Origin of the sequence: Nitrosovibrio sp. Nv4, from assembly GCF_900215485.1 — a bacterium.
Lineage (GTDB): Bacteria > Pseudomonadota > Gammaproteobacteria > Burkholderiales > Nitrosomonadaceae > Nitrosospira.
The window spans coordinates 977,934-1,002,603 of the sequence record NZ_OCMZ01000002.1 but is presented as its reverse complement, the minus strand read 5'-3'; the positions used below and the strand labels follow the sequence as shown (position 1 = coordinate 1,002,603).

Annotated in this window: 26 protein-coding genes; 14 read left to right on the top strand and 12 right to left on the bottom strand. The window is 52.8% G+C overall.

The window, feature by feature from the left end; genetic code table 11:
* Nucleotides 1-342: 342 nt before the first annotated feature.
* Nucleotides 343-513, bottom strand: coding sequence for a hypothetical protein (locus CRO05_RS15590; protein ID WP_159462740.1), 171 nt, complete (start codon nucleotides 511-513; stop codon nucleotides 343-345).
* A 535-nt stretch (nucleotides 514-1,048) separates the two neighbouring features.
* Between CRO05_RS15590 and CRO05_RS12670 the strand changes: the two genes are divergently transcribed.
* From CRO05_RS12670 to CRO05_RS12615, 12 genes are all read left to right on the top strand, one after another.
* Nucleotides 1,049-1,780 carry a Stp1/IreP family PP2C-type Ser/Thr phosphatase gene (locus tag CRO05_RS12670; protein ID WP_097067499.1) on the top strand — a complete coding sequence of 244 codons (732 nt, stop codon included), beginning with the start codon at nucleotides 1,049-1,051 and terminating at the stop codon, nucleotides 1,778-1,780.
* Between the two features lie 165 nt (nucleotides 1,781-1,945).
* Nucleotides 1,946-3,136, top strand: a complete 1,191-nt coding sequence (gene sucC, locus CRO05_RS12665) for an ADP-forming succinate--CoA ligase subunit beta (protein ID WP_097067979.1) — start codon at nucleotides 1,946-1,948, stop codon at nucleotides 3,134-3,136.
* Nucleotide 3,137: 1 nt separating this feature from the next.
* Complete coding sequence (gene sucD / locus CRO05_RS12660) at nucleotides 3,138-4,016, top strand: succinate--CoA ligase subunit alpha (protein WP_097067498.1); 879 nt, start codon at nucleotides 3,138-3,140, stop codon at nucleotides 4,014-4,016.
* Nucleotides 4,017-4,069: 53 nt separating this feature from the next.
* A complete protein-coding gene (locus CRO05_RS12655) occupies nucleotides 4,070-4,981 on the top strand; it encodes a CobD/CbiB family protein (RefSeq protein ID WP_097067497.1) in 912 nt (303 codons plus the stop codon).
* A gap of 76 nt (nucleotides 4,982-5,057) precedes the next feature.
* Nucleotides 5,058-6,581: a helicase HerA-like C-terminal domain-containing protein gene (locus tag CRO05_RS12650; protein ID WP_097067496.1), complete on the top strand. Its 1,524-nt coding sequence runs from the start codon at nucleotides 5,058-5,060 to the stop codon at nucleotides 6,579-6,581.
* A 143-nt stretch (nucleotides 6,582-6,724) separates the two neighbouring features.
* Nucleotides 6,725-7,009, top strand: a complete 285-nt coding sequence (locus CRO05_RS12645; protein ID WP_097067495.1) for a hypothetical protein — start codon at nucleotides 6,725-6,727, stop codon at nucleotides 7,007-7,009.
* Nucleotides 7,010-7,090: 81 nt separating this feature from the next.
* Nucleotides 7,091-8,230 carry a D-alanyl-D-alanine carboxypeptidase family protein gene (locus CRO05_RS12640; RefSeq protein ID WP_097067494.1) on the top strand — a complete coding sequence of 380 codons (1,140 nt, stop codon included), beginning with the start codon at nucleotides 7,091-7,093 and terminating at the stop codon, nucleotides 8,228-8,230.
* A 50-nt stretch (nucleotides 8,231-8,280) separates the two neighbouring features.
* Nucleotides 8,281-9,141, top strand: coding sequence for a D-amino acid aminotransferase (locus tag CRO05_RS12635; RefSeq protein WP_097067493.1), 861 nt, complete (start codon nucleotides 8,281-8,283; stop codon nucleotides 9,139-9,141).
* Nucleotides 9,142-9,154: 13 nt separating this feature from the next.
* The gene (locus tag CRO05_RS15905) at nucleotides 9,155-9,475 is read left to right on the top strand and encodes a YbeD family protein (protein ID WP_255405903.1); all 321 of its coding nucleotides are present in this window, start codon (nucleotides 9,155-9,157) and stop codon (nucleotides 9,473-9,475) included.
* A gap of 36 nt (nucleotides 9,476-9,511) precedes the next feature.
* Nucleotides 9,512-10,159 carry a lipoyl(octanoyl) transferase LipB gene (gene lipB, locus CRO05_RS12625; RefSeq protein ID WP_097067491.1) on the top strand — a complete coding sequence of 216 codons (648 nt, stop codon included), beginning with the start codon at nucleotides 9,512-9,514 and terminating at the stop codon, nucleotides 10,157-10,159.
* Nucleotides 10,160-10,385: 226 nt separating this feature from the next.
* Complete coding sequence (gene lipA, locus CRO05_RS12620) at nucleotides 10,386-11,330, top strand: lipoyl synthase (protein ID WP_097067490.1); 945 nt, start codon at nucleotides 10,386-10,388, stop codon at nucleotides 11,328-11,330.
* A 115-nt stretch (nucleotides 11,331-11,445) separates the two neighbouring features.
* Entirely contained in the window at nucleotides 11,446-12,126 is a 681-nt protein-coding gene (locus tag CRO05_RS12615; RefSeq protein WP_097067489.1) for a DUF4197 domain-containing protein, read from the top strand.
* 126 nt (nucleotides 12,127-12,252) lie between these two features.
* On the opposite strand, the gene CRO05_RS12610 is transcribed toward CRO05_RS12615, so the two are convergent.
* The 9 genes from CRO05_RS12610 to rluD form a co-directional block, all read right to left on the bottom strand.
* A complete protein-coding gene (locus CRO05_RS12610; RefSeq protein ID WP_097067488.1) occupies nucleotides 12,253-12,918 on the bottom strand; it encodes an ABC-type transport auxiliary lipoprotein family protein in 666 nt (221 codons plus the stop codon).
* 1 nt (nucleotide 12,919) lies between these two features.
* On the bottom strand, nucleotides 12,920-13,825 hold the full coding sequence (locus CRO05_RS12605; protein WP_097067487.1) for an MlaD family protein: 906 nt from the start codon (nucleotides 13,823-13,825) through the stop codon (nucleotides 12,920-12,922).
* 4 nt (nucleotides 13,826-13,829) lie between these two features.
* Nucleotides 13,830-14,618: an ABC transporter ATP-binding protein gene (locus CRO05_RS12600; protein WP_097067486.1), complete on the bottom strand. Its 789-nt coding sequence runs from the start codon at nucleotides 14,616-14,618 to the stop codon at nucleotides 13,830-13,832.
* Nucleotides 14,619-14,630: 12 nt separating this feature from the next.
* Complete coding sequence (locus CRO05_RS12595) at nucleotides 14,631-15,767, bottom strand: ABC transporter permease (RefSeq protein WP_097067485.1); 1,137 nt, start codon at nucleotides 15,765-15,767, stop codon at nucleotides 14,631-14,633.
* 960 nt (nucleotides 15,768-16,727) lie between these two features.
* Entirely contained in the window at nucleotides 16,728-17,201 is a 474-nt protein-coding gene (locus CRO05_RS12590; RefSeq protein WP_097067978.1) for a hypothetical protein, read from the bottom strand.
* Between the two features lie 154 nt (nucleotides 17,202-17,355).
* Nucleotides 17,356-18,702 carry a 30S ribosomal protein S12 methylthiotransferase RimO gene (rimO, locus tag CRO05_RS12585; protein WP_097067484.1) on the bottom strand — a complete coding sequence of 449 codons (1,347 nt, stop codon included), beginning with the start codon at nucleotides 18,700-18,702 and terminating at the stop codon, nucleotides 17,356-17,358.
* Between the two features lie 99 nt (nucleotides 18,703-18,801).
* A complete protein-coding gene (locus CRO05_RS12580) occupies nucleotides 18,802-19,626 on the bottom strand; it encodes a ZIP family metal transporter (protein WP_097067483.1) in 825 nt (274 codons plus the stop codon).
* A 169-nt stretch (nucleotides 19,627-19,795) separates the two neighbouring features.
* Nucleotides 19,796-20,536 carry a peptidoglycan editing factor PgeF gene (pgeF, locus tag CRO05_RS12575; RefSeq protein WP_097067482.1) on the bottom strand — a complete coding sequence of 247 codons (741 nt, stop codon included), beginning with the start codon at nucleotides 20,534-20,536 and terminating at the stop codon, nucleotides 19,796-19,798.
* On the bottom strand, nucleotides 20,533-21,570 hold the full coding sequence (rluD, locus tag CRO05_RS12570; protein WP_097067481.1) for a 23S rRNA pseudouridine(1911/1915/1917) synthase RluD: 1,038 nt from the start codon (nucleotides 21,568-21,570) through the stop codon (nucleotides 20,533-20,535). Before rluD ends, pgeF begins: the two co-directional genes overlap by 4 nt.
* 1 nt (nucleotide 21,571) lies before the next feature.
* Between rluD and CRO05_RS12565 the strand changes: the two genes are divergently transcribed.
* A complete protein-coding gene (locus CRO05_RS12565) occupies nucleotides 21,572-22,372 on the top strand; it encodes an outer membrane protein assembly factor BamD (protein ID WP_097067480.1) in 801 nt (266 codons plus the stop codon).
* Nucleotides 22,373-22,444: 72 nt separating this feature from the next.
* On the opposite strand, the gene CRO05_RS12560 is transcribed toward CRO05_RS12565, so the two are convergent.
* Together CRO05_RS12560 and CRO05_RS12555 are read right to left on the bottom strand one after the other, a co-directional pair.
* On the bottom strand, nucleotides 22,445-22,939 hold the full coding sequence (locus CRO05_RS12560) for a universal stress protein (protein ID WP_097067479.1): 495 nt from the start codon (nucleotides 22,937-22,939) through the stop codon (nucleotides 22,445-22,447).
* A gap of 158 nt (nucleotides 22,940-23,097) precedes the next feature.
* Nucleotides 23,098-23,769 carry an arylesterase gene (locus CRO05_RS12555; protein ID WP_097067478.1) on the bottom strand — a complete coding sequence of 224 codons (672 nt, stop codon included), beginning with the start codon at nucleotides 23,767-23,769 and terminating at the stop codon, nucleotides 23,098-23,100.
* On the opposite strand from CRO05_RS12555, the gene CRO05_RS12550 reads away from it, so the two are divergent.
* Nucleotides 23,768-24,454, top strand: coding sequence for an ABC transporter ATP-binding protein (locus CRO05_RS12550; protein WP_097067477.1), 687 nt, complete (start codon nucleotides 23,768-23,770; stop codon nucleotides 24,452-24,454). The genes CRO05_RS12555 and CRO05_RS12550 overlap by 2 nt on opposite strands.
* The last annotated feature ends 216 nt before the right edge of the window (nucleotides 24,455-24,670 follow it).

Genomic DNA, 24,670 nt, shown 5'->3' with positions numbered 1-24,670 from the left:
GCTTGGCATGGGATGGTAGTTCATATCCTTTTTCGACTGCTATTTCACATCCACATCCATTGCATCTATAAATTCCCGAAGCGGTAGCGATGGCGCCAGGAGCGTTCTTCAGATCGAAAAGGGGCTGACTGGATTGAATGAGAAAGCTCTGGTCTTGATATAACGCCATTGCGGTCCTTAGCTCAGCTGTGTAAGCAGTTATCACAATAGTATCGATTGGAACTAATTGCTATTGGACTGAAGTACACTTGAGAATCAGTTGGGAGACTAACTGAGGATATGGAGGTAGCCAGAGCTTGATCTAAAGCGATTGCAGGGCTTCTGGTAGAGTCTCGTCATCACTTACCCTCGTCCCATGGCCCACGGCCGGACTCCCGATGCCTTGCCGGCAGCTACAGCAGCAATAGTAGGGGTGTAGCGTGATTGCTGAGCGAGTCTCAGTTTTGTGGCAAACGTCAGAATAAGCCGGGCTTGACGCTCAATCACTGCGTGAAGCTTGCTCAGTGTCTTCAAATCGCCACTCACATCTGATAACGTCGCTTCAATCGCGTCAAACCGTATCGCCAGGGTTTCATGAGAGGGGATTGATTTAACGTAACCGGAAAGCAGCGGCGCGGTTGACTGATCAAACCAGCTTGCTGGCTTTTAATAAGAGCTGAGTATTCGGGAAAGCAAACCAAGTTCAACGCGTTGGGGGTGGACTGGAGTTTGCCCAACTCCTGGGGCAATGATTTCATATTCTGCTACTCGTGTTTTAGGAGCGTTAAGATGCGTGAACCGAGTTTGGCAGGAATATAGGTCGTTTCTGCATACCCATCGACGCCTACTAATCCAACGCGCCGTAAGATAATCAAGCGTTCTAAGATCAATAATGAAGTATTGTTAATATCTTCATGTTCATCTCATACGAAGTATGACGAGACAGTTGAGGCTTGATCTTCCGCTTAAATTACAAAACTCCTCATCTAGGACGACTCGTAGAGATTACCGTATCAAAATAAAAAAGAAAGAAGAGAAATGGGCTCAACAAATTTGAGGGAGAGGGCACATGGTCAGGTTGCTTGCTGCGGGTGCCACCGATGTAGGGCTTTGGCGTAGTAACAATGAGGATGCTTTTCTCCTCCTGCCAGAAGCCGGTCTTTTTGCGATCTCGGACGGGATGGGTGGGGCTGCGGCAGGCGAAATTGCCAGCGGATATTTTATTGAAACGGTGCAGGTCGTTCTTGGTAATCGAATTCCTTCATCCGGCCAAGTAACATGCGAACTTGTCCAAAAGGTGTTCAGGGACTCAAATAAGCGGATATCGGAGCATATCGCACAACATCCAGGTGACAAGGGGATGGGATGCACCGGTGACCTTTTGGTGTTTTCCGAAAACACATACATTATCGGCCATATTGGAGACAGCCGGGTCTATCTGCTAAGGGATGGGAGGCTGCAACAGCTCACTAAAGATCACTCCTTGGTGCAGTTGCAAGTGGATAGCGGAGCATTGAGTCCCGAAGAGGCTAAACATCATCCTCAAAAAAATATTATCCTCCGCGCCATCGGGGCCGACTCATCAGATTGCTGCGATATTTTAAACGGCCCGGTGCTCAACCATGACGTTTTTCTGCTCTGCTCGGATGGACTAACAGATATGGTGGATGATTCGGTGATCCAGGACATTCTCGCCTCTAACGAATTGATTCAACGCAAAACGAAGAGTTTGGTCGAGTCCGCGATAGCAGCTGGAGGAAGAGACAACGTCACTGTGGTTCTATGCGAGGCGGAGATATAAACAGTCATTTAATTTTCAACGGGCGAGCGGCGCCCTATGATGGGGTATCTGCAGTATCGGGCCTTGTTTCTCAGGGCCTTGTCGATCCCGGCGGGATTGCGCCCCTTCATGCAACGTCGGCAAAACTATTACGATATACTCCATTATTGAATCGCGGGGGTGGCCATGAAAATTCACGAATACCAGGCTAAAGATATCTTGCGCGGGTTCGGCATTAACACACCACGCGGCATTGCCTGCTTCAGCATTGATGAAGCGGTGACGGCAGCTGAGCAACTGGGTGGCAGCGCTTGGGTTGTTAAGGCACAGATTCACGCCGGCGGACGGGGCAAGGGCGGCGGCGTAAAATTGGCGAAGTCGCTCGACGAAGTGAAACAGTTCGCCGCGAAAATACTTGGTATGACGCTTGTTACGCATCAGACCGGCCCGCAGGGTCAGGTTGTGCGACGGCTTCTCATTGAGCAAGGGGTCGATATCGCGAAAGAGCTTTATATCGGCCTGGTGGTGGATCGCAGCAGCAGGCGCGTTTGCCTGGTAGCAAGTTCGGAAGGCGGGATGGACATCGAAGAGGTTGCCGCCGCAACGCCGGAAAAGATTCACAAGGTGTTCATCGATCCGTTGGTCGGCTTGACCGTCCAGAGTGCCGAAGATGTCGCGCGGAAAATCGGTATTGAGGACTCAGCCGTGGCAGAAACGCGAACCCTGCTGCAGGACTTGTATCAGGCCTATGACAGCACCGATGCCTCGCTGCTCGAAATCAATCCACTGATATTAACCGCTGAGGGCCGCCTCGTCGCTCTCGACGCGAAAATGAATTTTGACGACAACGCCCTGTTCCGCCATCCTGATATTGCCAAACTGCGTGACCTGGACGAGGAAGATCCGGCGGAGATCGAGGCATCCAGGCATGATCTCTCCTATATCTCGTTGGACGGAAATATCGGATGCCTGGTTAATGGCGCGGGTCTGGCAATGGCAACCATGGATATCATCAAGCTCTATGGAGGAAACCCCGCTAACTTCCTGGACGTGGGAGGCGGCGCAACCGCCGAGAAGGTGGCGGAAGCGTTCAAACTGATGTTACGCAACCCGAATCTGCAAGCAATATTGATAAACATATTTGGCGGCATCATGAAGTGCGACGTGATTGCCGAAGGGGTGGTGGCAGCGGCGCGCGAGGTGAAGCTGAAGGTGCCATTGGTGGTGCGACTCGAAGGCACCAATGTGGACCTGGGCAAAAAGATTCTCGCCGAGTCCGGATTGCCGATTATTTCGGCGGGTAATATGGCCGACGCTGCGGAGAAGGCTGTTACGGCAGCAGCATCGGCAGCGGAATCAGCGATGGGAGGAGCATAACATGTCCATCCTGATTAACCGGGACACCCGGGTGATTACGCAGGGTATTACCGGCAAGACCGGGCAGTTCCATACTCGGATGTGCCGTGATTACGCTTACGGAAAAGATTGTTTTGTCGCCGGCGTGAATCCGAAAAAAGCGGGCGAGGACTTCGAAGGTATTCCGGTATTTGCTACCGTCAGGGAGGCAAAGCAGGCGACCGGTGCAACGGTTTCCGTAATCTACGTGCCGCCGCCATTTGCTGCTGCCGCGATTGATGAGGCGGTGGATGCTGAACTGGACCTGGTAATCTGCATTACTGAGGGCATCCCGGTTCGCGACATGTTGCGAACCTGCTACAAGATGCAGGGGCGTGAGACCCGATTGATCGGCCCCAACTGTCCGGGCATTATCACACCCGACGAAATCAAGATAGGTATCATGCCGGGCTACATTCATAAGAAGGGCCGCATCGGCGTGGTGTCGCGCTCTGGAACATTGACATACGAGGCGGTGGCGCAATTGATGGGGCAGGGATTGGGGCAGTCCACCTGTATAGGTATTGGCGGTGATCCGGTGAATGGCCTGAAACACCTTGATGTGATGAAACTGTTCAATGACGACGATGAAACGGATGCCGTTTTGATGGTAGGCGAAATCGGCGGTTCCGACGAGGAAGACTGCGCCCGCTGGGTCAGGGATAATATGCAAAAACCACTGGTGGGTTTCATTGCGGGCCTGACGGCGCCGCCAGGCAGACGCATGGGGCATGCCGGTGCAGTCATCTCGGGTGGCAAGGGCACCGCGCAGGAAAAGCTGGCGGTGCTGGAGGAGTGCGGGATAAAAGTCACGCGAAATCCGGCCGAGATGGGCAAGGTGCTCAAATCAGTGCTGCGATAATGTTGCCAGCATATTTGAAAGCGAGTTGACTTGACTACAATGGCCTTTTTGCAATGACCTTTTTTTCATTGATTTTCGTTCTCCTGCTGGAGCGATGGCGTCCCGGTAGCGATCGCAACCGTATTGTCTCGCTTTTTCTCTCCTATGCCGATTCGCTGGAGGGTTATTTCAACACCGGCCTGCGCAGACACATCATCGCTGCCTGGGTCGTCGCCGTAATCCCCGTACTGCTGCTCTCCGGCTGGATCTACTATTTATTGTATAGCCTCAGCCCCCTGCTGGCGTGGGCATGGAACGTAATAACGCTTTATCTCACCATGTGTTTTCGCCAGTTCAGCTATTCATCCAATGAAATCAGCGATGCGCTGCAGAACAAGGATTTGTTTCTTGCTCGCAAGCTGTTGTGGAAGCTGCATGGGGTGGAAGCAGACGACCTCAGCAGCCAGGAAATTGCGCGAATCACCATCGAGATGGGCCTGATTTATTCGCATCGCTATGTGTTCGGGGTTATTATCTGTTTCGCACTACTGCCCGGACCGTTGGGGGCGGTCCTGTATCGACTGGCAGAACTATTGGATGAGCGCTGGGGCGCACGTCCGGACGCATTTGGGGACTTTGCCGTGAAAGCATTCAGGATCATTGACTGGCTGCCGGCAAGAGCGACTGCCATGAGTTTTGCCATCGCGGGCAATTTCGAGGATGCGATTTATTGCTGGCGTGCACAAGCGGCATCCTGGATGGACCGCAACCAGGGCATCATTCTGGCCAGTGGTGCGGGTGCACTTGGAGTCTGCCTGGGAGATCCGTTGCGAGAGGCCGGCAGCAGGCACTATCGTCCCGAATTAGGCGTGGGCGAAGAAGCCGACGCGGATTTTCTGCAAAGTACCGTTGGCCTGGTTTGGCGCACCCTGATTTTGTGGCTTGCGCTGCTTCTGCTGCTGGAGATTGCCACCTGGGCCGGGTAAGCAAAAAGAGTGGATTTTTAATCGCGAAACCGATAATGCCAAGTCGTTGAAGTCTTGTTAAACCAATCCCGAACCCATGCCAGAACCGTTGATAATTGCTCCTTCCGATAGCGCAATCGCGCTCTTGCCCCATTTTGCCAATCGGCATGGGCTGATCACCGGGGCGACCGGTACTGGCAAAACCGTTACGCTACAGGTATTGGCCGAGCGATTCTCATCGATTGGCGTGCCCGTGTTCATGGCTGACGTCAAGGGCGATCTCGCAGGCCTCTCCGTTGCAGGTGCGGTTTCGCCGAAAATGAAGGAGCGGCTTGCGCAACTCAAGCTTGATGAGCCGCAATGGATGGCGTGCCCGGTTACATTCTGGGACATTTACGGTAAATCCGGACACCCGGTGCGCGCAACCATATCGGATATGGGACCGCTGTTGCTCGGGCAGTTGTTCAACCTTAACGACACACAACAGGGCGTGCTGACCCTCGTATTCAGAATCGCAGATGATAACGGGCTATTGCTGCTTGACTTGAAAGATCTCCACACCATGTTGCAGTTTGTCGGCACTAACGCGAAGGAGTTCACGGTTCAGTATGGCAACGTTTCAGCCGCCTCGATCGGTGCAATTCAGCGCTCGCTGCTGGAGATCGAACAACAGGGTGGCGATCACTTCTTCGGCGAATCGATGCTCGACATCAATGACCTGATACAAACCGGCGCCGGGGGTCGCGGCATGATCAATATCCTGGCAGCGGACAAGCTGATGAACTCTCCGAAGCTGTATTCGACGTTTCTGCTGTGGATCTTGTCGGAACTGTTCGAGCATCTTCCCGAAGTAGGTGATCCGGAGAAGCCGAAGCTGGTATTTTTCTTCGATGAAGCTCATCTCCTGTTTAACGAAGCGCCCAGATCCCTGCTGGAGAAAATAGAGCAGGTGGTGAGATTGATACGCTCAAAGGGCGTCGGCGTGTATTTTGTGTCTCAGAATCCGCTGGACATCCCGGAGAGTGTTTTAGGTCAGCTTGGCAACCGTGTGCAGCATGCGTTACGCGCGTTTACCCCGCGCGACCAGAAAGCAGTCAGGTCGGCCGCCCAAACCATGCGCGCCAACCCCGCTTTCGATACCGAAAAAGCAATCACCGAACTCTCGGTCGGTGAAGCTCTCGTGTCGTTACTGGACGAGAAAGGCCGTCCCGACATGGTCGAGCAAGCATTCATCCTGCCGCCTGCATCGAGAATAGGTCCGATCACCGAGGCGGAACGCAGCGCCATCATCCGGTCATCCGTTATTTTCGGCCATTACGAGCAGAGAGTGGATCGGGAATCGGCGTATGAAATAATCAAAAGTCGTACAGAACTCAAACAAGATGACGGGAGCGATGCAGTACCCCGGTCGGACAGGTCGGAAAGGACGGGCGCCAGCAGCGGCATGATGGATATGCTGGGCGATATGCTGCTCGGTAAAAATGGCCCGCGCGGCGGCCATCAGCCGGGCATTCTCGATGCGGCAGCGAAAAGTGCGGCTCGCTCCATTGGTTCACGGGTCGGCCGGGAAATCTTTCGGGGTGTTTTAGGTAGTATCTTTGGTAGTGGGCGCAGGCGCTGACGGTTACAATATTCTCTCGATGTTGTATGGGTGCGGGGCCAAGCAGCTCTCGGTATTTTCGGCTACTGCGGTCGGCCTTCATGCCGACCCGAGATGACTTGGGGTTATTTGGCAATATCCCTATCAAGTAGAGGAGGGCGGCCATGCGTTTGATCGTGGCAATTTTTCTGATGATTACGTTCGCAGGTTGCACGACCACGGGGCCGAGCCAACGTCCCGCCGGACCCTTGCCGACAACCACGCGGCCCGTTTATAACCTTGCCGGCTACTCGGCCGCCTTCAAGGACGGGTATATTGATGGTTGCGAGACCGCAAAAAAAACTTCTTACGGATTCAAGGACCAGCGCCGATTTACTGCTGATGCTCAATACCGGCTGGGCTGGAAGGACGGGTTCAGCCTTTGCGGTCGCAACCGTGGCGGCAAATGACGCGGGACAAAAGCCCGCCTGACATACCGGATAACGTGTTCCCCGTGGCTGGGCTATAATAACGTTTTTTGCAGTTTTGCCATGAAACGTTGCCTTCCCCTATTGCTGTGCCTGCTTGCCTTGCCTGTGGCTGCTCAGCAATCTCAGATCCACGTCGCGCCGCAAGCGTTATCGCTGGCCGCCAAATCGTACATTCTTACTGATTTTCAGAGTGGACAGACTTTGATCGGTCAGAATGCTCACGAACGTGTTGAACCTGCATCGCTTACGAAGCTGATGACGGCATATGTGGTTTTCTCGGCCCTCTACCAGAAGCGCATCACCTTGACACAGTCTGTGGCAGTGTCAGAGCGTGCCTGGCGCTCACAAGGGTCCCGCATGTTTATCGAGCCGAACAAATTGGTAACGGTTGATGAATTGATGCGCGGAATGATCGTGCAGTCAGGTAATGATGCGTGCATAGCGCTGGCAGAAGCTGTCTCCGGCTCGGAGAGCGCCTTCGTGCAGCTAATGAATAAGGAGGCGAGCCGTTTGGGAATGAAGAACACTCGTTTCACCAATTCAACCGGGCTGCCGCATGCCGAGCATTACAGTACCGCTCACGATCTCGCCTTGCTGGCGGTAGCCATGATCCGGGATTTTCCCGAATACTATCCGCTTTATTCTCTGCGTGAGTATACCTACAATAAAATTACCCAACCCAATCGTAACCGCCTGCTGTGGCTTGACCCCAACGTGGATGGAGTCAAAACAGGACATACGGAAGCCGCCGGCTATTGCCTTGTTACTTCAGCCAGACGCGGCGAGCGGCGTTTAATTTCCGTAGTGATGGGAACCGCATCCGAAGCTGCGCGCGCTATGGAAAGCCAGCGCCTGTTGAATCACGGTTTTCAGTTCTTCGACACGATCCGCCTGTATCCGAAGGAGCATGAGGTGATTGCCATCCAGCTATGGAAAGGCGCGCAGGACAAACTCAAGACAGGGTTCGGTTATGATGTTTACTTTACGCTTCCCAAATCTGAGGCGGATAAACTGAAGGCGAAGATGGAATATAAGCAACCCTTGGTGGCGCCCATTAATGCAGGACAAAAAGTAGGTGTGGTGAAGTTCACGCTCAACGGTAAACCCGTGGCCGAACATCCGCTGGTAGCATTGGAAACTGTGAGTGCCGCCAACTTTTTTGGCCGCGCCTGGGATAGTTTGCGGCTGATATTTAATTAGCGCAAACTAGTGTGGACGCGTTTCAGTACCGATTATGAACAAGGCTCATCATGATCTATCTCAACGGTGATTTCCTGCCTATCGAGGAAGCACGTGTTCCAGTGCTGGACAGGGGTTTCATTTTTGGTGATGGGGTATATGAAGTCATTCCTGTTTATTCCCGCAAGCCTTTTCGGCTGGCCGAGCATCTACTCCGCCTGCAGCACAGCCTTGACGGCATTCGTCTGCAAAACCCCCATTCCGACAGCGAATGGAGCGACATGCTGGAACAAGTCATCGCGGGCAATGAAGGTGATGACCAGTATCTCTATTTGCATATCACCCGCGGTGTGGCGAGGCGGGACCATGCCTTTCCAAAAGGCGCCGTGCCGACCGTATTCATCATGAGCAATCCTCTCCTGGCGCCGCCGAGAGAATTACTCGCTACCGGTGTGGCGGCGATCACGGCCAGTGACAACCGATGGCTACGCTGCGACATCAAGGCAATTTCGCTGTTACCCAATGTACTGCTGCGTCAAATGGCGGTTGATGCAGGTGCAATGGAAACAGTATTGCTGCGGGAAGGTTTCATGACCGAGGGCGCAGCCAGTAATATTTTTGTGGTTAAAAACGGGATTCTGCTGGCGCCGCCAAAAAATCATCTGATGCTGCCTGGCATTACCTATGATGTCGTGCTTGAGTTGGCGGCTGCCGAAAAGATTCCATGTGAAGTGAGAGAGGTTTCGGAATATGAGGTGCGTACCGCCCAGGAACTGCTGCTTACCTCCTCAACTAAAGAAATAATGCCTATCACCCGTCTCGATGACAAACCGGTGGGAGATGGGAAGCCGGGAACGATGTTCGCACTACTGCACCGCCTCTACCAGAGCTATAAACAGACTACTATGCGGGGCGCCCCTTCAATATCGTAGGAAACGGCAACCTGTGAGTTCGTCCGACCAAACCACATTGATCGAATACCCCTGTGATTTTCCTGTAAAGATCATGGGACGAGTTGGCTCTTTGCCGGGTTCTCTATCCAGTGCCGCCACGCTGGAGCATCGTCGGCAGGATTTCACTCAAGCAGTGCTGATGATTGTGAAACACCATGCCCCCGATTTTGACGACACCAGCCTGGAGGTCAGGATCAGCAGCAAAAATAATTATCTGAGTCTCACCTGCACCGTTCGGGCCACTTCCCGCGAACAACTGGATGCGCTATACCAGGAACTGTGCGATCATCCCGCGGTGGTAATGGTACTTTAACGAATCCCTTATAATTTGGGGCTACGCTTTTCGACCATGTGCCTCATAGAGATCAAATCAGGAGCGGATACGTCAAATATCAAGATCAGATATTCAGGCGCGACGGATTATCTTGCCGCCTGGCATGCGATGCAAGACTTCACGGCGTCTCGTACGGAAATAACTCCAGATGAAATCTGGTTGCTGGAGCACCCGGCTGTTTACACTCAAGGTATCGCAGGCAAGCCCGAGCATCTGCTCTACAACAATGGGATTCTTGTGATTCGAACGGACCGTGGCGGTCAGATTACCTACCATGGTCCTGGTCAAATTATCGCATACCTGCTGCTGGACATGCGGCGTCTTAAGCTGGGCGTGCGCGAGCTGGTCAGGAAAATGGAAGGCGCCGTGGTAGACTTGCTACGTGACTATGGCATCGACGCTGAAGGCTCCGCCGATGCGCCGGGCGTGTACGTGGGCGGCGCAAAAATCGCCGCACTGGGGCTGAAAATAAAAAAAGGCTGCTGCTATCATGGACTGGCTCTTAACGTACACATGGACCTGGTTCCATTTGCCGCAATTAATCCCTGCGGCTATTCCGGGTTACAGGTAACTCAAACCAGAGATCTTGGAATAACCGACGAGCCGGGAATACTGCGTAGAAAACTTGTGGAAAAATTACAGATCAGGCTTTTGGGTAGTTAAGCTGGGTAGTTAAGTTTGGTGGCTAAGTTGGTTTAAGCATATCGCAATCCCGACAAGCCCATGTGTCGCGATCACCCAAGAATGTTCACGCGGCGCTTGATTGATATACAGGAAATATATTGCAACACTGTGTCCGGCGCGGTACAGCATAACGGGAAACCGGACTGCAAGCCGCAGGAATAAGTTTTTTCATATTGTCTATCTCTAGAAATCATACCCCTTAGCCATGACAACTGAAACCCGCCAGAAAGGCGTAGCAAAGACCGCACGCAATCCCATCAAGATCGCACCGCAATCTACCACCGAGCTGCTCCGTAAACCTTCATGGATACGGGTACGTTCTTCCAACAGCCAGGAATTTTACGAAGTTAAACGGATCCTGCGGGAGCAGAAACTGCATACAGTGTGCGAAGAAGCTTCCTGCCCGAATATCGGTGAGTGCTTCGGTAAAGGTACGGCTACCTTCATGATACTGGGTGATCTCTGTACCCGTCGTTGTCCATTCTGCGACGTGGCGCATGGCAAGCCGTTACCCCCGGACGCGCAGGAGCCGTTGCATCTGGCGCAATCAATCGCCGCCATGAAACTGAAATATGTTGTTATCACCAGTGTTGATCGAGATGATCTGCGTGACGGCGGCGCTCAACATTTTGTGGACTGCATACGTGAAGTTCGGAATCATTCGCCGCAAACAAAAATAGAGATTCTTGTACCGGATTTCCGTGGAAGGCTGGAAGTTGCTCTGGAAAAATTATTTGCCTGTCCGCCGGACGTACTGAATCACAATCTGGAAACCGTTCCACGGCTCTACAAGCAGTGCCGGCCGGGCGCCGATTATTCGCATTCCCTTAAATTACTGAAAGACTTCAAGGTACGTTTTCCGGAAATCCCTACAAAATCCGGATTAATGCTGGGTTTGGGAGAGACGGATGAGGAGATTCTTGAAGTGCTGCGCGATTTACGCGCACACGACGTCGAGATGCTCACGATCGGGCAATATTTGCAACCCGGCATCGGCCATCTACCCGTGTTGCGCTATGTGCCGCCGGAAGGGTTCAAAGAACTCGAGCGGGCTGCAATTGAAATGGGTTTCAGCAATGCTGCGTGTGGGCCGATGGTGCGATCCAGCTACCATGCGGACCAGCAGGCGCATGAGGCAGGTATCAGATAACAGCGGGTATCAGATATAAGCGAGTATCGACAACGGCTGATCGAAGTACCGGCTCTATTCAACAGAGTGATTTTCACGGCCAGTAAGCAATGGACATCCAACAGGAGCGGCTCCCATGCGTATCATTACTGTATTTTTTGTTTGGCTTTGCGTTTCTATCTCCGCCTGTGCTACGGGAAGCGACCCTCTTTCCGACGAGGATACCGCCGGTGGCCTGAAGCAAGCACTCACTCAAAGCGCCAACATAGCGGTAGATAAACTGGGGGTTGAGAACGGATTTCTCGAGAATCCCAAGGTTAAAATTCCACTGCCCGGATCACTACAGAAAGTGGAAGGTCTCATGCGCACGCTGGGCATGAGCAAGTATGCGGATGGCCTGATTGTGACAATGAATCACGCTGCGGAAACGGCGGCAGCCGAAGCTAAGCCGCTACTGATGGACGCTGTGCAAGAGATGTCAGTGGATGACGCCAGGGCGATACTTACCGGTGGTAATGATGGGGCAACACAATACTTCCGTAACACGACTTCTGAAGCGTTGACTCAAAAGTTTCTGCCGATAGTAAAGAACGCGACCGATCAGGCTGGTCTGGTTAAAAAATACAATGAGTTCGCGGGAAAGGGCGCGAAATTTGGCTTAGTGGCGGAAAAAAATGCAAACATTGAAAACTATGTCACACAGAAAACGCTCGACGGACTGTATCTCATGATGGCGGAGGAGGAGCGGGCCATCCGAAATGATCCGATGGGTCAAGGTAGCAAACTGCTGCAGCGGGTATTTGGCTCACTGAAGTAAAGATTGCAATACGTTGCCAAGAGCAGTGATTCTCCGCGCTCTATCTTTCCGTTCAGGCGTGATTAACAATGCTCCCAGGCATGGCTCTGAAATGCCTTCTTCTTCGATTCCTTCTTTTCGGCACTTTTATTGATATTCATCTGAAATTGTTTGGGCCATTCCGGGATTTTGATTTTCCCTCGGTAATTCGTTGATAAGCCAGCCGATCAGATTTCCAATCAGTTTATCGCTTGCTTCTGTGAGGGCGCGTACTGCGCCTTGGGCATTGGCTGCAGGCGCAGCCTGCTCCATACTGAAACTGCGCTGCGCCAGCAACAGACGCGTGCCGGACTCGACGAGGCTCGCACGAAATTTAATTACGGCACGGCTTTGGTCGACGGTATCGAATACCTGAGTAAATTCTTCAAGTTCAAGACGTAGCATATAATCGGCCCGCGCACCGTCGGCAGCGCTCACCACTGCGCCATCGTTGATCTCCGCAATTCGGCTCCTGATGCGCTGGGTAAGTAATATTGCAGGGGTAGCAGCCCAGCGATTGTTAGCATAAGCATGCGATTGTGCCAAGTCATGATATGCCAGACGGTAATGAATCGCCGTGCTGTCCAGCCACCCGGGTGCTGCCGCATCCGCCACAAATAAACTTGCCTTCAATCGCCTGTTCCCCGATGTTTCTGCATTGGATGCGGTTGCAAGTCGTTGCAGGCCGAAGTCATATACCGCTATTGGTGTTTGTGCCCGAGGCGTGACACAGCCTGCGAGTGCCATCAATGCAAGAACCAGCAATTTTCTCATTTCAATTTTCCCCAGGTGGTGCGAAGCCATCTTCTCCCGGACCGGGCGGCGGCGGCAGTCTGCCAAACAGCAGGCTCCGCGGCTGCTCTTCCAGTTGCAGAAGAACGCGATCAACGCTGCGGGAATTGCGCTTGATTCCCTCAGTTGCTTCTCGCAGTTTATGCATGGTGGCGGTAAGCTCTCCGGCAGTTTGAGCAAAGCTGTCGATAGTTCCTCCCTGCTGGTTCAGTTTCGCCGTTATCTGATTAAGGTCGAGTACCAGTTGGTCGGTATGCTGCAGTACTGAACTTGCGTCGGCAGCCAGTTCCGGCAACGTTTTCAGCCCAGGCTCCAGCTGACTCACGACGCCGCGTAAACGCCCGGTCACCGACTCCGTATTCTCCAATATATGCTCAAACCGTGTTCGGTTCTGATCGTTAAGAAGGACATTTAATCGCTCTACCAATCCATTCGCATTACTGAGCAGGCGCTGTCCCGAATTGGTGATGCTATCCAGTGTGGACGGACGCAAGGGGATCTGCGCGAGATCGTCTCCATCAGTTTCCAGTCTCTCAGCTTCGCCACCTTCGTCATTCAATTGCACATACGCAAGACCTGTCAAACCTTGATAGCCGAGCTGCGCATAGGCATTCTTGGTCAACGGCAGATCCCGATCCACGGCAATCCGGATGAGAATGGTATGCGGGTCTTGCGGGTCCAGCCGGATATTCTCGACTTTGCCGACAGTGACGCCGCGGTAACGCACGGTCGCTTGGGAGTTGAGACCGGTAACGGGGAATTCTGATACCAGCAGATATTTGTCACGCGTCATGGTGTCGCCGCTGAACCACATGGCAGCGACCGCCACAGCTGCGGTTAGAAGAATTACGAATAAACCCGCCGCAAGGGCATGGGCACGGTTTTCCATAATGCTACCCCTGTAAAATACCGCGATTGTTTTCTAATATCCTCTTGCCACGCTCACCACAAAAAAAGCTGGTAATAAATGGATGCTTCGCGTTGATCACTTCCTGCAGAGTTCCAAGCGCCACCATACGCTGTTCAGCTAGAACTGCCACCCGATCGGAGAGTGCGACCAGCGTATCAAGGTCATGCGTTGCCATGACGATGGTGAGTGGTAATTCGTGACGCATGCCCTGGATCAGCTTGACGAACGCATCACTCAGTTGCGGATCAAGACCGGCAGTGGGTTCGTCCAAAAACAGCAATTCGGGATCCAGTGCCATAGCCCGTGCCAGCGCAATGCGCTTGATCATTCCCCCGGACAGCTCGGCGGGCATTTTGGTAGCATGCCTGGTGTCGATATCGACCATTTTAAGTTTTAGCATTACCAGACGGCGTATTATGTCTTCGTCAAGTGTTCGCAGCTCGCGCATAGGCAGCGCTATGTTGTCATATACCGATAGTGCGCTGAACAATGCACCTTTTTGAAATAACACGCCGCAGCGGTTGCGCATGTATTGCAATTTTTTACGGTCCTGGCCATGCAGGGGTAGGCCGGAAAATCGAACCTTCCCTTGTGCCGGCGTCTCCAGACCCAGCATCTGCCGCATCAATGCGGTCTTGCCGCTGCCGGAGCCGCCTACCAGCCCCAGCACTTCCCCGCGGCGTACGCAGAGATTGATGTCTTCGTGCACGACGTGGCTGCCGAATCGTGTATAAAGTCCCTCGACCTCGATAATGCATTCTCCGTCTGCCATCAGGTTATCATTTCACCTTAATCCAACATTGGAAAAAACCACGGCGAAAATTGCATCAATAATAATAACGACGGTAATAGAGGTTACGACTGAGTTTGTCGTTCCTTCACCCAGGCTTTCGGTATTGGATTTGATCCTCAGCCCGAAATGACAGGAAATCAGCGCAATCACCATGCCACAAACAACGCCTTTCCCCAACCCCAGCCACAAATTCGCAATGGCTACGGCATCCGGCAGCTTGCTTAAAAAAAATTGATAGCCCAGCCCCAGTTGAATTTCAGCAACGACCATTCCTCCTATCAAGGCGACTGCGCTGGTCCACAATACCACCAGCGGCATCGCGATGCCGAGCGCTATGACCTTCGGCATCACCAGCCGCTGACTGTGAGGTATCCCCATCACGGTCAGCGCATCGAGTTCCTCTGTAACCCTCATCACGCCCAGTTGCGCCGTCATGGAAGAACCGGAACGTCCCGCGACCAGTATTGCTGCCAGCACCGGGCCGAGTTCGCGAATAACGCTTACACCAAGAATATTAATGATGAATATGTCCGCGCCAAACATCTGCAATTGCCTGGAAGAGAGAAAGCTCAGCACGACACCAATGAGAAATCCGACCAGCGCAGTGATACCCAGTGCCTGCGCACCGGTCCGGTATAGATTCGCGGAGATTTCACGCCATGGAACACGCGCAGGGTGACCGATCAGATACATCGCATCGAGCAATAACTGGCCAGAAAGTGCTATCAGGCCGATCAAATGGTCCCACAACAGGAAAACCGCTTTCCCAAGAACAGTGATCGGCCATAGTCGATCTCGTGCTATGGGCGCGGGGGGGGCGGGCATTTTTTCCAGGCGGCAGAACAATCTCTCATGCTCAGGCTGAAGCAGCAAGTGCCGGGGGCGGTGTTCGGCCCAGGCCCGCCACAGTAGAACCGCGCCCGCGTCATCCATTTGCGTAACCCCAGTAAGATCCCACTGTAGTTCCGGATCGGCTGCGTGCGCAGCAAGTTCACCGACGAGCGGCTGCAGTCTCTTCCCAAGAGCGGTCAGCGTGCAATTTCCGGCAAGCACCAAACGAGACGTCCCGTCCTCGCTGGTTACGCGACGCAATACTATCGATGAATTGCTGCCTTGATTCTCCGGCATCGTGATTTCCCTCTGCGCGACACTAACGACAGGATAAGCTTTCACAGCCTTGTTCAGTGTTCTCTATTCTATTCCTCTTGTGAGTGCGTTTCCGTGAGGATTGCACGAAAAGGGCGCGCTTCCCTCTTGCCCAGTCAGGGGGTTATCGCGTGCAATTGATTCTCCCACTAGTAGAACTCATTCAAGGTTTTTGTCAAGCACCGCATGTCCCAGCAGGGGTTGGGAAAACCAATATTGCGTAACTACCTGGTGCCGCCCCTTCGGCTTATCGTCTGCAGTCCACAACCACTTTCGGGGCAATACAGTAATTTTTCTTGCCTATTGGTATGGCAATTCGGTATGGCAATTCTGGTTGAAGCGCCAAGATTATGGTCTTGCGACGATGATTGCCGAAAATTCTTACACTCGCATGATGGTCATTGGAGATTTTATTACAAGCTTTTGTTTACATTTAAATAATCATATATGGCACAGTATTTGCTTTCAGTTCGAGTGGTCGCCTCATGAATGTTGCGACAGTGCCACGAAGAGAAAATGAAAAGTGGCAATGGTGGGATAGGTATTACAAGTTCTGGATTGACCGCCATCGCGACGGCATCGCCAATAACAAAAGGATACGAATTCGGGTCGCGCTGGATGAGCCGATCAGACAAACTTTGTTTCGTCCGGATGTTTCAAAGTTTGCTTGATAGTAGCAGAGGAGGGTAGTACCAATAACAATAACTACAATAATAATAAATAGTGAATCAGGGTCAGGGCGACACCTTCTGCAAATGAAGATATTGCCCTAACTCTGATTATTTTTTTGCGCTCCGATCAGCTTTACTGGCGCTGTTACGGCTGGATGTACCGGCAATTACGATTTGAGAAAAATCGGTTTTTAAGCGCTAATAGCGTCCGGTAATCTCCAGATCCCGAGGAAATACGCTCTGGAGCACCTGATCGCTGGGCAATTGTTCGCTAATGGTGAGGATGGTGCAAGGAGGGATTCATTCCCAGGGCAGCCGGTTGCTCCGTAATGCGAATTTGATAATTGTCGTGACATGCGCCGCATTTTTTCAGGGATTCACTTAATTGCTGTAGCGTGTGCTTGGGATCTTTCAAGGATTCCGCATCAACTGCTATCTGATCGAAAGCCTTGTGTACCGACATGCCGAGTTGCATGAATTCCTTCGGCAGCACTGCTTTGAGATGATCCTCGCCCTTATGGGCCATGCCCATGCCAAGCGAGCGGGCGTGATCTGCTACCGCCGCCATATCCTCCTTGTAAAGCGCATCCAGGATGTTCTGCGTTCCCGCTAGCAGAGCACGCATTTCCGTTAGTACGTGGTTTCGCTGAAGCTCACTAAGGGGAAGGATCTGGCGTTTATCAATTTCAGCCGCTGTCGCGGTCGCGGTAATAAACACCAGCGCAATTACAAGGATTTTTTTCAACTCAATCTCCCGTGTAGATTTAATGCCAGGCTTTCGCATTATTTTTTTGGTCGCCGCCTGTCGCAATGGTGCTATGAGTTTCCCTCATACCAACGCTTCCCACCGGGGTCCGCTGGCTCGGCGGTACAACTCGCAGGAGGGTTGGAACAGCAGGTTAGCCTTGCCAGTCTTGCAAGCCTTTTGCTCGCAAATCATGCTCGTTGGACCCAACAATTTCAACCTTCATAAACCCGCCTGGTTTCACGTTTTTCACGTTGCTGACATAAACCACGCCATCGATTTCCGGCGCGTCTGCAGTGCTGCGCGCAATCGCTGTGTTTTTGCTTACTTCATCCACCAGCACCGTCATGTGTTTGCCTATTTTTCTGGCAAGGCGCTCGGTACTGATTTTTTCCTGAACCGCCATGAAACGGCCGCGCCGGTCTTCTTTCACCTCTTCCGGAATGTGATCGGATAGCGCATTTGCCGCCGCGCCCTGCACTGGAGAGTAGGCGAAGCACCCCACACGGTCCAGTTGCGCTTCCTGAAGGAAATCCAGGAGTTGTTCGAACTCTGCTTCGGTTTCGCCGGGAAAGCCGACGATGAACGTACTGCGCAGTGTGATATTCGGGCATTTTTCGCGCCAGCTATGGATACGCGCCAGGTTGTTCTCGGAGCTTGCCGGGCGTCTCATTGCTTTCAGAATACGTGGGTTGGCATGCTGAAACGGTACATCGAGATACGGAAGAATTTTACCATCGGCCATCAGCGGAATCACTTCATCAACATGCGGGTAGGGATAGACATAGTGCAGCCGGACCCAGACGCCCAGTTCACCCAGGGCGCGAACCAGTTCGGTCATACGGGTTTTCAACGGCCTGCCTTGCCAGAAGCCGGTGCGGTATTTGACGTCCACACCGTAGGCGCTGGTGTCTTGTGAAATTATCAGCAGTTCCTTGACTCCCGCGTTGACCAGATTTTCCGCTTCCTGCATGACATGGCTGACTGGACGGCTGACCAGATCGCCCCGCATGGAAGGGATGATGCAGAATGTGCAGCGATGATTGCATCCTTCTGAAATCTTGACGTAAGCATAGTGTCTGGGCGTAAGCTTTATTCCCTGTGGCGGGATCAAACTGGTGTAAGGGTCATGTGGCTGCGGCAGATGCATGTGAACCGCCGCCATGACTTCCGGCAGCGCTTGCGGACCCGTCACCGCCAGCACCTGCGGATGGGCTTGTTTGACCACCTCGCCACCGTCTTTTGCGCCGAGGCAGCCGGTGACGATGACCTTCCCGTTTTCTGCCAGTGCCTCGCCGATAGCGTCCAGCGATTCCTCAACTGCGCTGTCAATGAAGCCGCAGGTATTGACGACGACGAGGTCAGCGTCCTCATAAGTGGAGGATGTTTCATAGCCCTCGGCACGCAACTGGGTGAGAATTTGCTCGGAATCCACCAACGCCTTGGGGCAACCGAGCGAGACGAAACCGATTTTGGGAGGCAGTTGTTTGAGAGACGCCATATGTAATATTGAAATGGTGAAATGAGTATCGGAACCCTGTATTTCTCGAAAACAGGAAATATCCGATTCAGGAGTGAAGGAGGCCCAAAATTTTTAAACTCATGCAGGGTGAGTGAACAGGCTGCCGGCGAGCCAGATGGAGCTGATCCCCAGCGTAATGAGCGCAACTTGCTGTATCGTGGCCCCGATTTCGGGACGCCTGTGCAGGCCGGGAATCAGATCCGACATGGCGACATAAATCATGCTTGCGGCGGCCACTCCCAGTAGCGACGGAATGAGGTGATTCATATCCTGCAACATCAAGTAGGTCGCCATGCCGCCAAGCAGAGTGGCAACGCTCGACAAGAGATTGAATAGCAGCGCCTGCTTCCGGGTGTAGCCGGAATTGAGCAGAATCAGAAAATCGCCTGCTTCCTGCGGAATCTCATGGGCGATTATGGCGATAGAAGTGACAATGCCCAATTGTACGTCCGCCATGAACGCTGCGGCAATGAGTATGCCATCGACAAAATTATGAAACGTATCGCCTAGCATGATCATCATGCCGCTGCGGCCATGATCATGCTGATCCATGGCATAGCCTATGGGTCTAGGCGGAATCGCAACGATGGTGGCGGCATGCAAAGGATCATGGACTTCGCATTCCTCTGCATGACAGTGGCGCCACAATACCAGTTTTTCGAGAATGAAGAATAACAGGATGCCAAACAGCACCGTGGCTGTCATCTGGGCAGGATCTTTCGAAAGCTCGAGCGCCTCCGGCAATGCATTGAGAAAAGCTGCCCCCAGCAGCGCGCCGATGGCATATGAAATGAGCATCTGCACCCATGATGTTCGGGTATTAAGCGTCAGCGCGGCGGCAAACAGTACACTTAACGTTCCGCCAAACAGGCTGGTGACGATGATCCAGGCAAGAATAGACATTTACGGCGAACAATGGAAAATGCGGGATTATACGCTCTTGCAAGATGCAGATTCAGGCAAATAGCGCGGTAGCAATTGGACCGTGACAGCTCGTGGCGGGAACATGAAAGACCGTAAATGACAATTTCCGGTTTGCTTCAGTCATAGTCCTGCCAATTCAAATACTGACTTATGGTACTAGCCAGATCAAACCGGCCATACGTCCGGTATGGCCATCGCGACGATAAGAAAAAAATCTGACCGGGTCGCCATAGGTACATTCGCCCCCACCATAAATCCCGGTGACGCCCGCATCCACCAATCGCTGTCGCGCCAGCAGAAAAAGATCTGCGAACCATTTGTCATTATTTCCGGGGTGTGGAAGGAAGGCGAGAGCGGCTTTCCTGTCGTGTTTGATAAAAGCCTGGCGTACCTCTTCACCGACCTCAAAATGATCGGGTCCGATTGCCGGACCGAGCCATGCCATGATAGGGGTATCCACCGCACCTATCGCCGATACCGTGTGTTCGATGACTCCCCCAGCCAATCCGCGCCAACCGGCGTGGATCACCCCAACGGCGGATCCTGCACGATCGCACAGTAGTATCGGCAGGCAGTCGGCTACCAGTACCGCACACACATTTCCTGGATGCCGGCTGAACGCCCCATCGCCCTCAATCGGGGCCGTGCAATCATATCCATCGATACTTACGGATATCGTGCCGTGTACCTGCTTGAGCCATTTGGGCTCTCCCGGCAGAAAGCGGCGCAGCAGGGCGCGGTTTTGTTCAACCGCTAATGGATCGTCGCCAACATGATCCCCCAGGTTGAGGCTGGCATAAGGTTCATTGCTGACGCCGCCATTACGCGTGGTGAACAGGGCTTTCACATTACATGGTGCGGGCCAGTCGGGTGTGATCCAATTATTCATACTGGAACCGATTTGGTCGGGAGCGGGTTTTCATCACGGCATTGGCGAAGCATCAGCAGGAGATTGTTCATATCCTGGGGCAATGCTGCTTCCCACGTCATTCTTTTTCCGTGTTGTGGATGGGTCAGTTCCAGCCTTTGCGCATGCAGGGCCTGTCTTGGAAAACGAGCAAGCAGTGATCCCGTGTTGTGTATGCTCTTTTTCGGCTTGCCCCCATATACGGGATCTCCCAGAAGGGGGTGACCGATGGAGTGCATGTGCACGCGGATCTGATGCGTGCGTCCTGTTTCGAGACTGCACTGAAGCAAAGTGCAGTCATCAAACTTTTCCAGTACCCGATAATGGGTACGCGCCTCTTTACCGCTTGCAACGACAGCCATTTTGGTACGCTGTACCGGATGCCGTCCTACCGGTGCGTCAACCCATCCATCAGTCGAAACCCGGCCCAGCACCAGTGCCAGATAATCGCGCTTCACGGTGTGGTTTTGCAGTTGTCGCACCAGGCTGGTTTGCGATTCCAGCGTTTTCGCCACAACCAGCAAGCCGCTTGTATCCTTGTCCAACCGGTGAACGATCCCAGCGCGAGGTATTCCACTCAATTGCGCGGCGTGGTGCAATAATGCGTTCAGCATGGTTCCCCGCCAATTCCCGCTGCCGGGATGCACCACAAGCCCCGCGGGCTTATTGATGACGATGAGCGAATCGTCCTCGTAAACAATGTTCAGCGAAATAGCTTCGGGCGCATGACCGGTTTCAATGGGATGATACGATGGCTTGACCTCGATCTTTTCTCCGCTCCACACCTTCTGTTTGGGAACAGCCTCAGCTCCATCCACGCTTATCCGTTTGTCGCGAATCCATGCCTGGAGGCGGGTGCGAGACCAGTCTGGCAGCAGCTGCGCCAGAGCCTGGTCGAGCCGTGCCCCGGCAAACCCCTGGGGTATTATCAGCTCGATGGTGGTTTCAGCCGAGTCAGACAGTACGGGCTTTGCGCTATAATGATCAAATCTATTTTTAGCTTCAAACGAACTCATTATGTCGCGTAGTGTAGCTCTATTTCTGGTATTGCTGCTATCAGCATGCGGTCTGTTCCCCAAGGAGGTGCAGGATTCCAAGAGCTGGTCGGCAAGCAAATACTATTCCGAGGCAAAAACGGAATTGAATGATGGAAATTACCAGGGCGCCATCAAATTATTCGAAGCGCTGGAAGCCCGTTATCCATATGGGCGCTATGCGCAGCAGGCGCAACTGGAGATTGCCTACGCGCATTACAAGGATAGCGAACCTGCCTCGGCTATTGCTGCCGCCGATCGTTTTATCAAGCTTCATCCCAATCATGCAAACGTGGATTACGCTTATTACCTTAAAGGCCTGTCGAATTTCAATGACGATCTGGGGTTGATGGGCATCGTATCAGAAAAAATTCTGGGTCAGGATATGAGCGAGCGCGATCCGAAGGCGTCTCGCGAATCATTTGAAAATTTCAGAGAACTGGTTAGCCGGTTTCCCAAGAGCAAGTATGCGCCTGATGCGGTGCAGAGAATGAAGCATCTGGTTAACGTGGTAGCGCTGAACGAAGTACAAGTCGCGCGTTATTACATGAAACGGGGGGGCTACGTCGCTGCGGCCAACCGTGCTCAATATGCCTTGAAGGAATATCCGCAGACCCCGGCAACGGAAGAAGCACTATTCATTATGGTGAAAGCCTATGACGCATTGGGAATGACTGACTTGCGCGACGATGCGAATCGCGTGATGATGAAAAATTTCCCCAACAGCCGGTTCTTCGCCGATTCCACCGGAGTGGATGGCGAACCCTGGTGGCGATTCTGGTAAAAACGGGGACGGACAGTTACCGGTTCTGGAAAGTATCGAAGTATTCCCGGGGCCAGATGCGATCCGGGGGATTCAACCTGAAGGACTGAGCGTGGCTTTCTCCAGCAACGGTTCTCTGTCCGTAACCTCATCCTGCAAACGAATTGCCATGACGTCACATTTGGCATGCTGCAGGACGTCACTCGCGGTTGATCCGAGCAATAAAGCGAGACCATGACGGCCATGGGAGCCAATAACTATCAAATCGGCATGCTCCTTCTCGGCAATCCGGACAATTTCCTGTCCAGGCACACCCCAAACCATCCATCGAAGGGTCGGTTCCACTCGTAATTGATCACCGATTTGCTTCAACTTGGATTTTTCCGTTTCCAGCAATTCATATGCTGAATTTTCATTCAGGGGAATGATGGTTCCATAGGCTGTATCCGGCATCGGGATATTGTCCAATACATGAATAATGCTCAATTTTGCATGAAATACTCCTGCTAAATACGCCGCTTTTCGGGTGACATGATTTCCGTGCTCCGAAAAATCCACTGCGAGTAAAATATGGTGATAGTTATCCATTCGTTTTTCACAGATACTATGGAGTACAAATCGGAAAAAGGAAAAGACCGGGTAAGTTACTCAAGGGCTCCAATATTGAAACCGAACGGCATGGCGCGAGCTCATGAAACGGAAAATCATCCTTTGGATAGCGCGAAATAGCGAATCCCCGTGAAGTTTCAGCCGTTGCCGGCCGCAACGGCTTGCTGAGGTTTAAGCATCGTCTTCAAGACTTTCCAGATATTCTCGACGATTTTTTCTTGCGCCTGGGCGGTTGGATGTATCCCGTCCGCCTGAAAAAACTCCCGTTTGCTCCCGAAGCCGTCCAATAGGAACGGTACGAGTTTGATCCCGTGACGTTTAGCCAATTGCGGGTAGATATCCTGAAACTTTTGCGTGTATGTTATGCCATAATTAGGCGGTAATTGCATCCCGGCCAACAGGACAATGGCTTTATTTCGCTGGCAGGCTTCAATGATGGCTTCGAGATCCTCACGGATGGATTCAATGGATGCTCCGCGTAATCCATCGTTGCCGCCAAGCTCGACAATGACAATGTCCGGGCGATGGGTTTTAAGCGCTTGCTCGATGCGGGCGCGTCCACCTGCCGCCGTTTCGCCACTGATGCTGTTATTGATCAGATATGTCTGTGGTTGCGTTTGCAGCTGCCTCTTCAGCAAACTGACCCATCCGGCATCGCGCGGCAGGCCATAGCCTGCGGATAAGCTGTCGCCAAATACCATAATAGTAGTGGTTCCGGGTGTGGCCGCCGATCCCGGCGGTGCTGCTGTGCCAGGGTTGGCGGCTCCGGCAGTTAATAGGATAGAGAGAATAATCAGGAAATTTTTCATGACAGATAACCTTGTTGTACGGCCCATTGTGCAGGCAATCGGGTTAACCAAGCAAGTAAGCACCGGTAACGAACAGCTCACGATTTTGGAGAATATCAATCTGGAGGTAAATGCAGGTGACTCTGTCGCCGTTATTGGAGCATCGGGTTCGGGTAAGTCGACTCTGCTGGGACTGCTGGCAGGATTAGATACTCCTTCGGCCGGTAAGGTTCATCTTGATGGAGAGGATATTTTCTTGCTGGATGAAGATGCGCGCGCGGCGGTGCGCGGACGCATGCTGGGTTTCGTGTTTCAGTCATTTCAACTGTTACCTGCACTGACTGCGATTGAAAACGTAATGCTGCCACTTGAACTTGCCGGCGCGAGCAATGCAAGCACCGCCGCATTGGAACTGCTTGAAAGGGTCGGACTCGGCATGCGTCTGAAGCATTATCCCAGACAACTCTCCGGCGGGGAGCAGCAACGTGTCGCTATTGCACGCGCATTTGTGACGCAACCGCAATTAGTCCTGGCCGACGAACCGACCGGCAATCTGGATTCCACCACGGGCGCACAAATCATAGAACTCATGTTTGAACTGAACCGCGAGCGTGGCACCACCCTGGTTCTGGTGACTCATGACGAGGCCATTTCCAGCCGCTGTGCATGGCGGATACGGTTGGCCGGGGGAAAGATCGTAGATTAGGGGCAGTTAAACAACTCCCAGACAATTCCCACGTGGAACCTCTGACAATTCCTCAGTGGAGGTATTGCGGCAAGGATACATGATCCAGAAGTGGACGCGCAGGTACGTTAGATTGGGTGCCGGCCGAACTCAAACGTCAACACTTTACATGATGCATCGGGATTCGTGCCTCGCCCGCTACACTTGCTTGTTCACGGTTTCCTGATATGCTCCTCC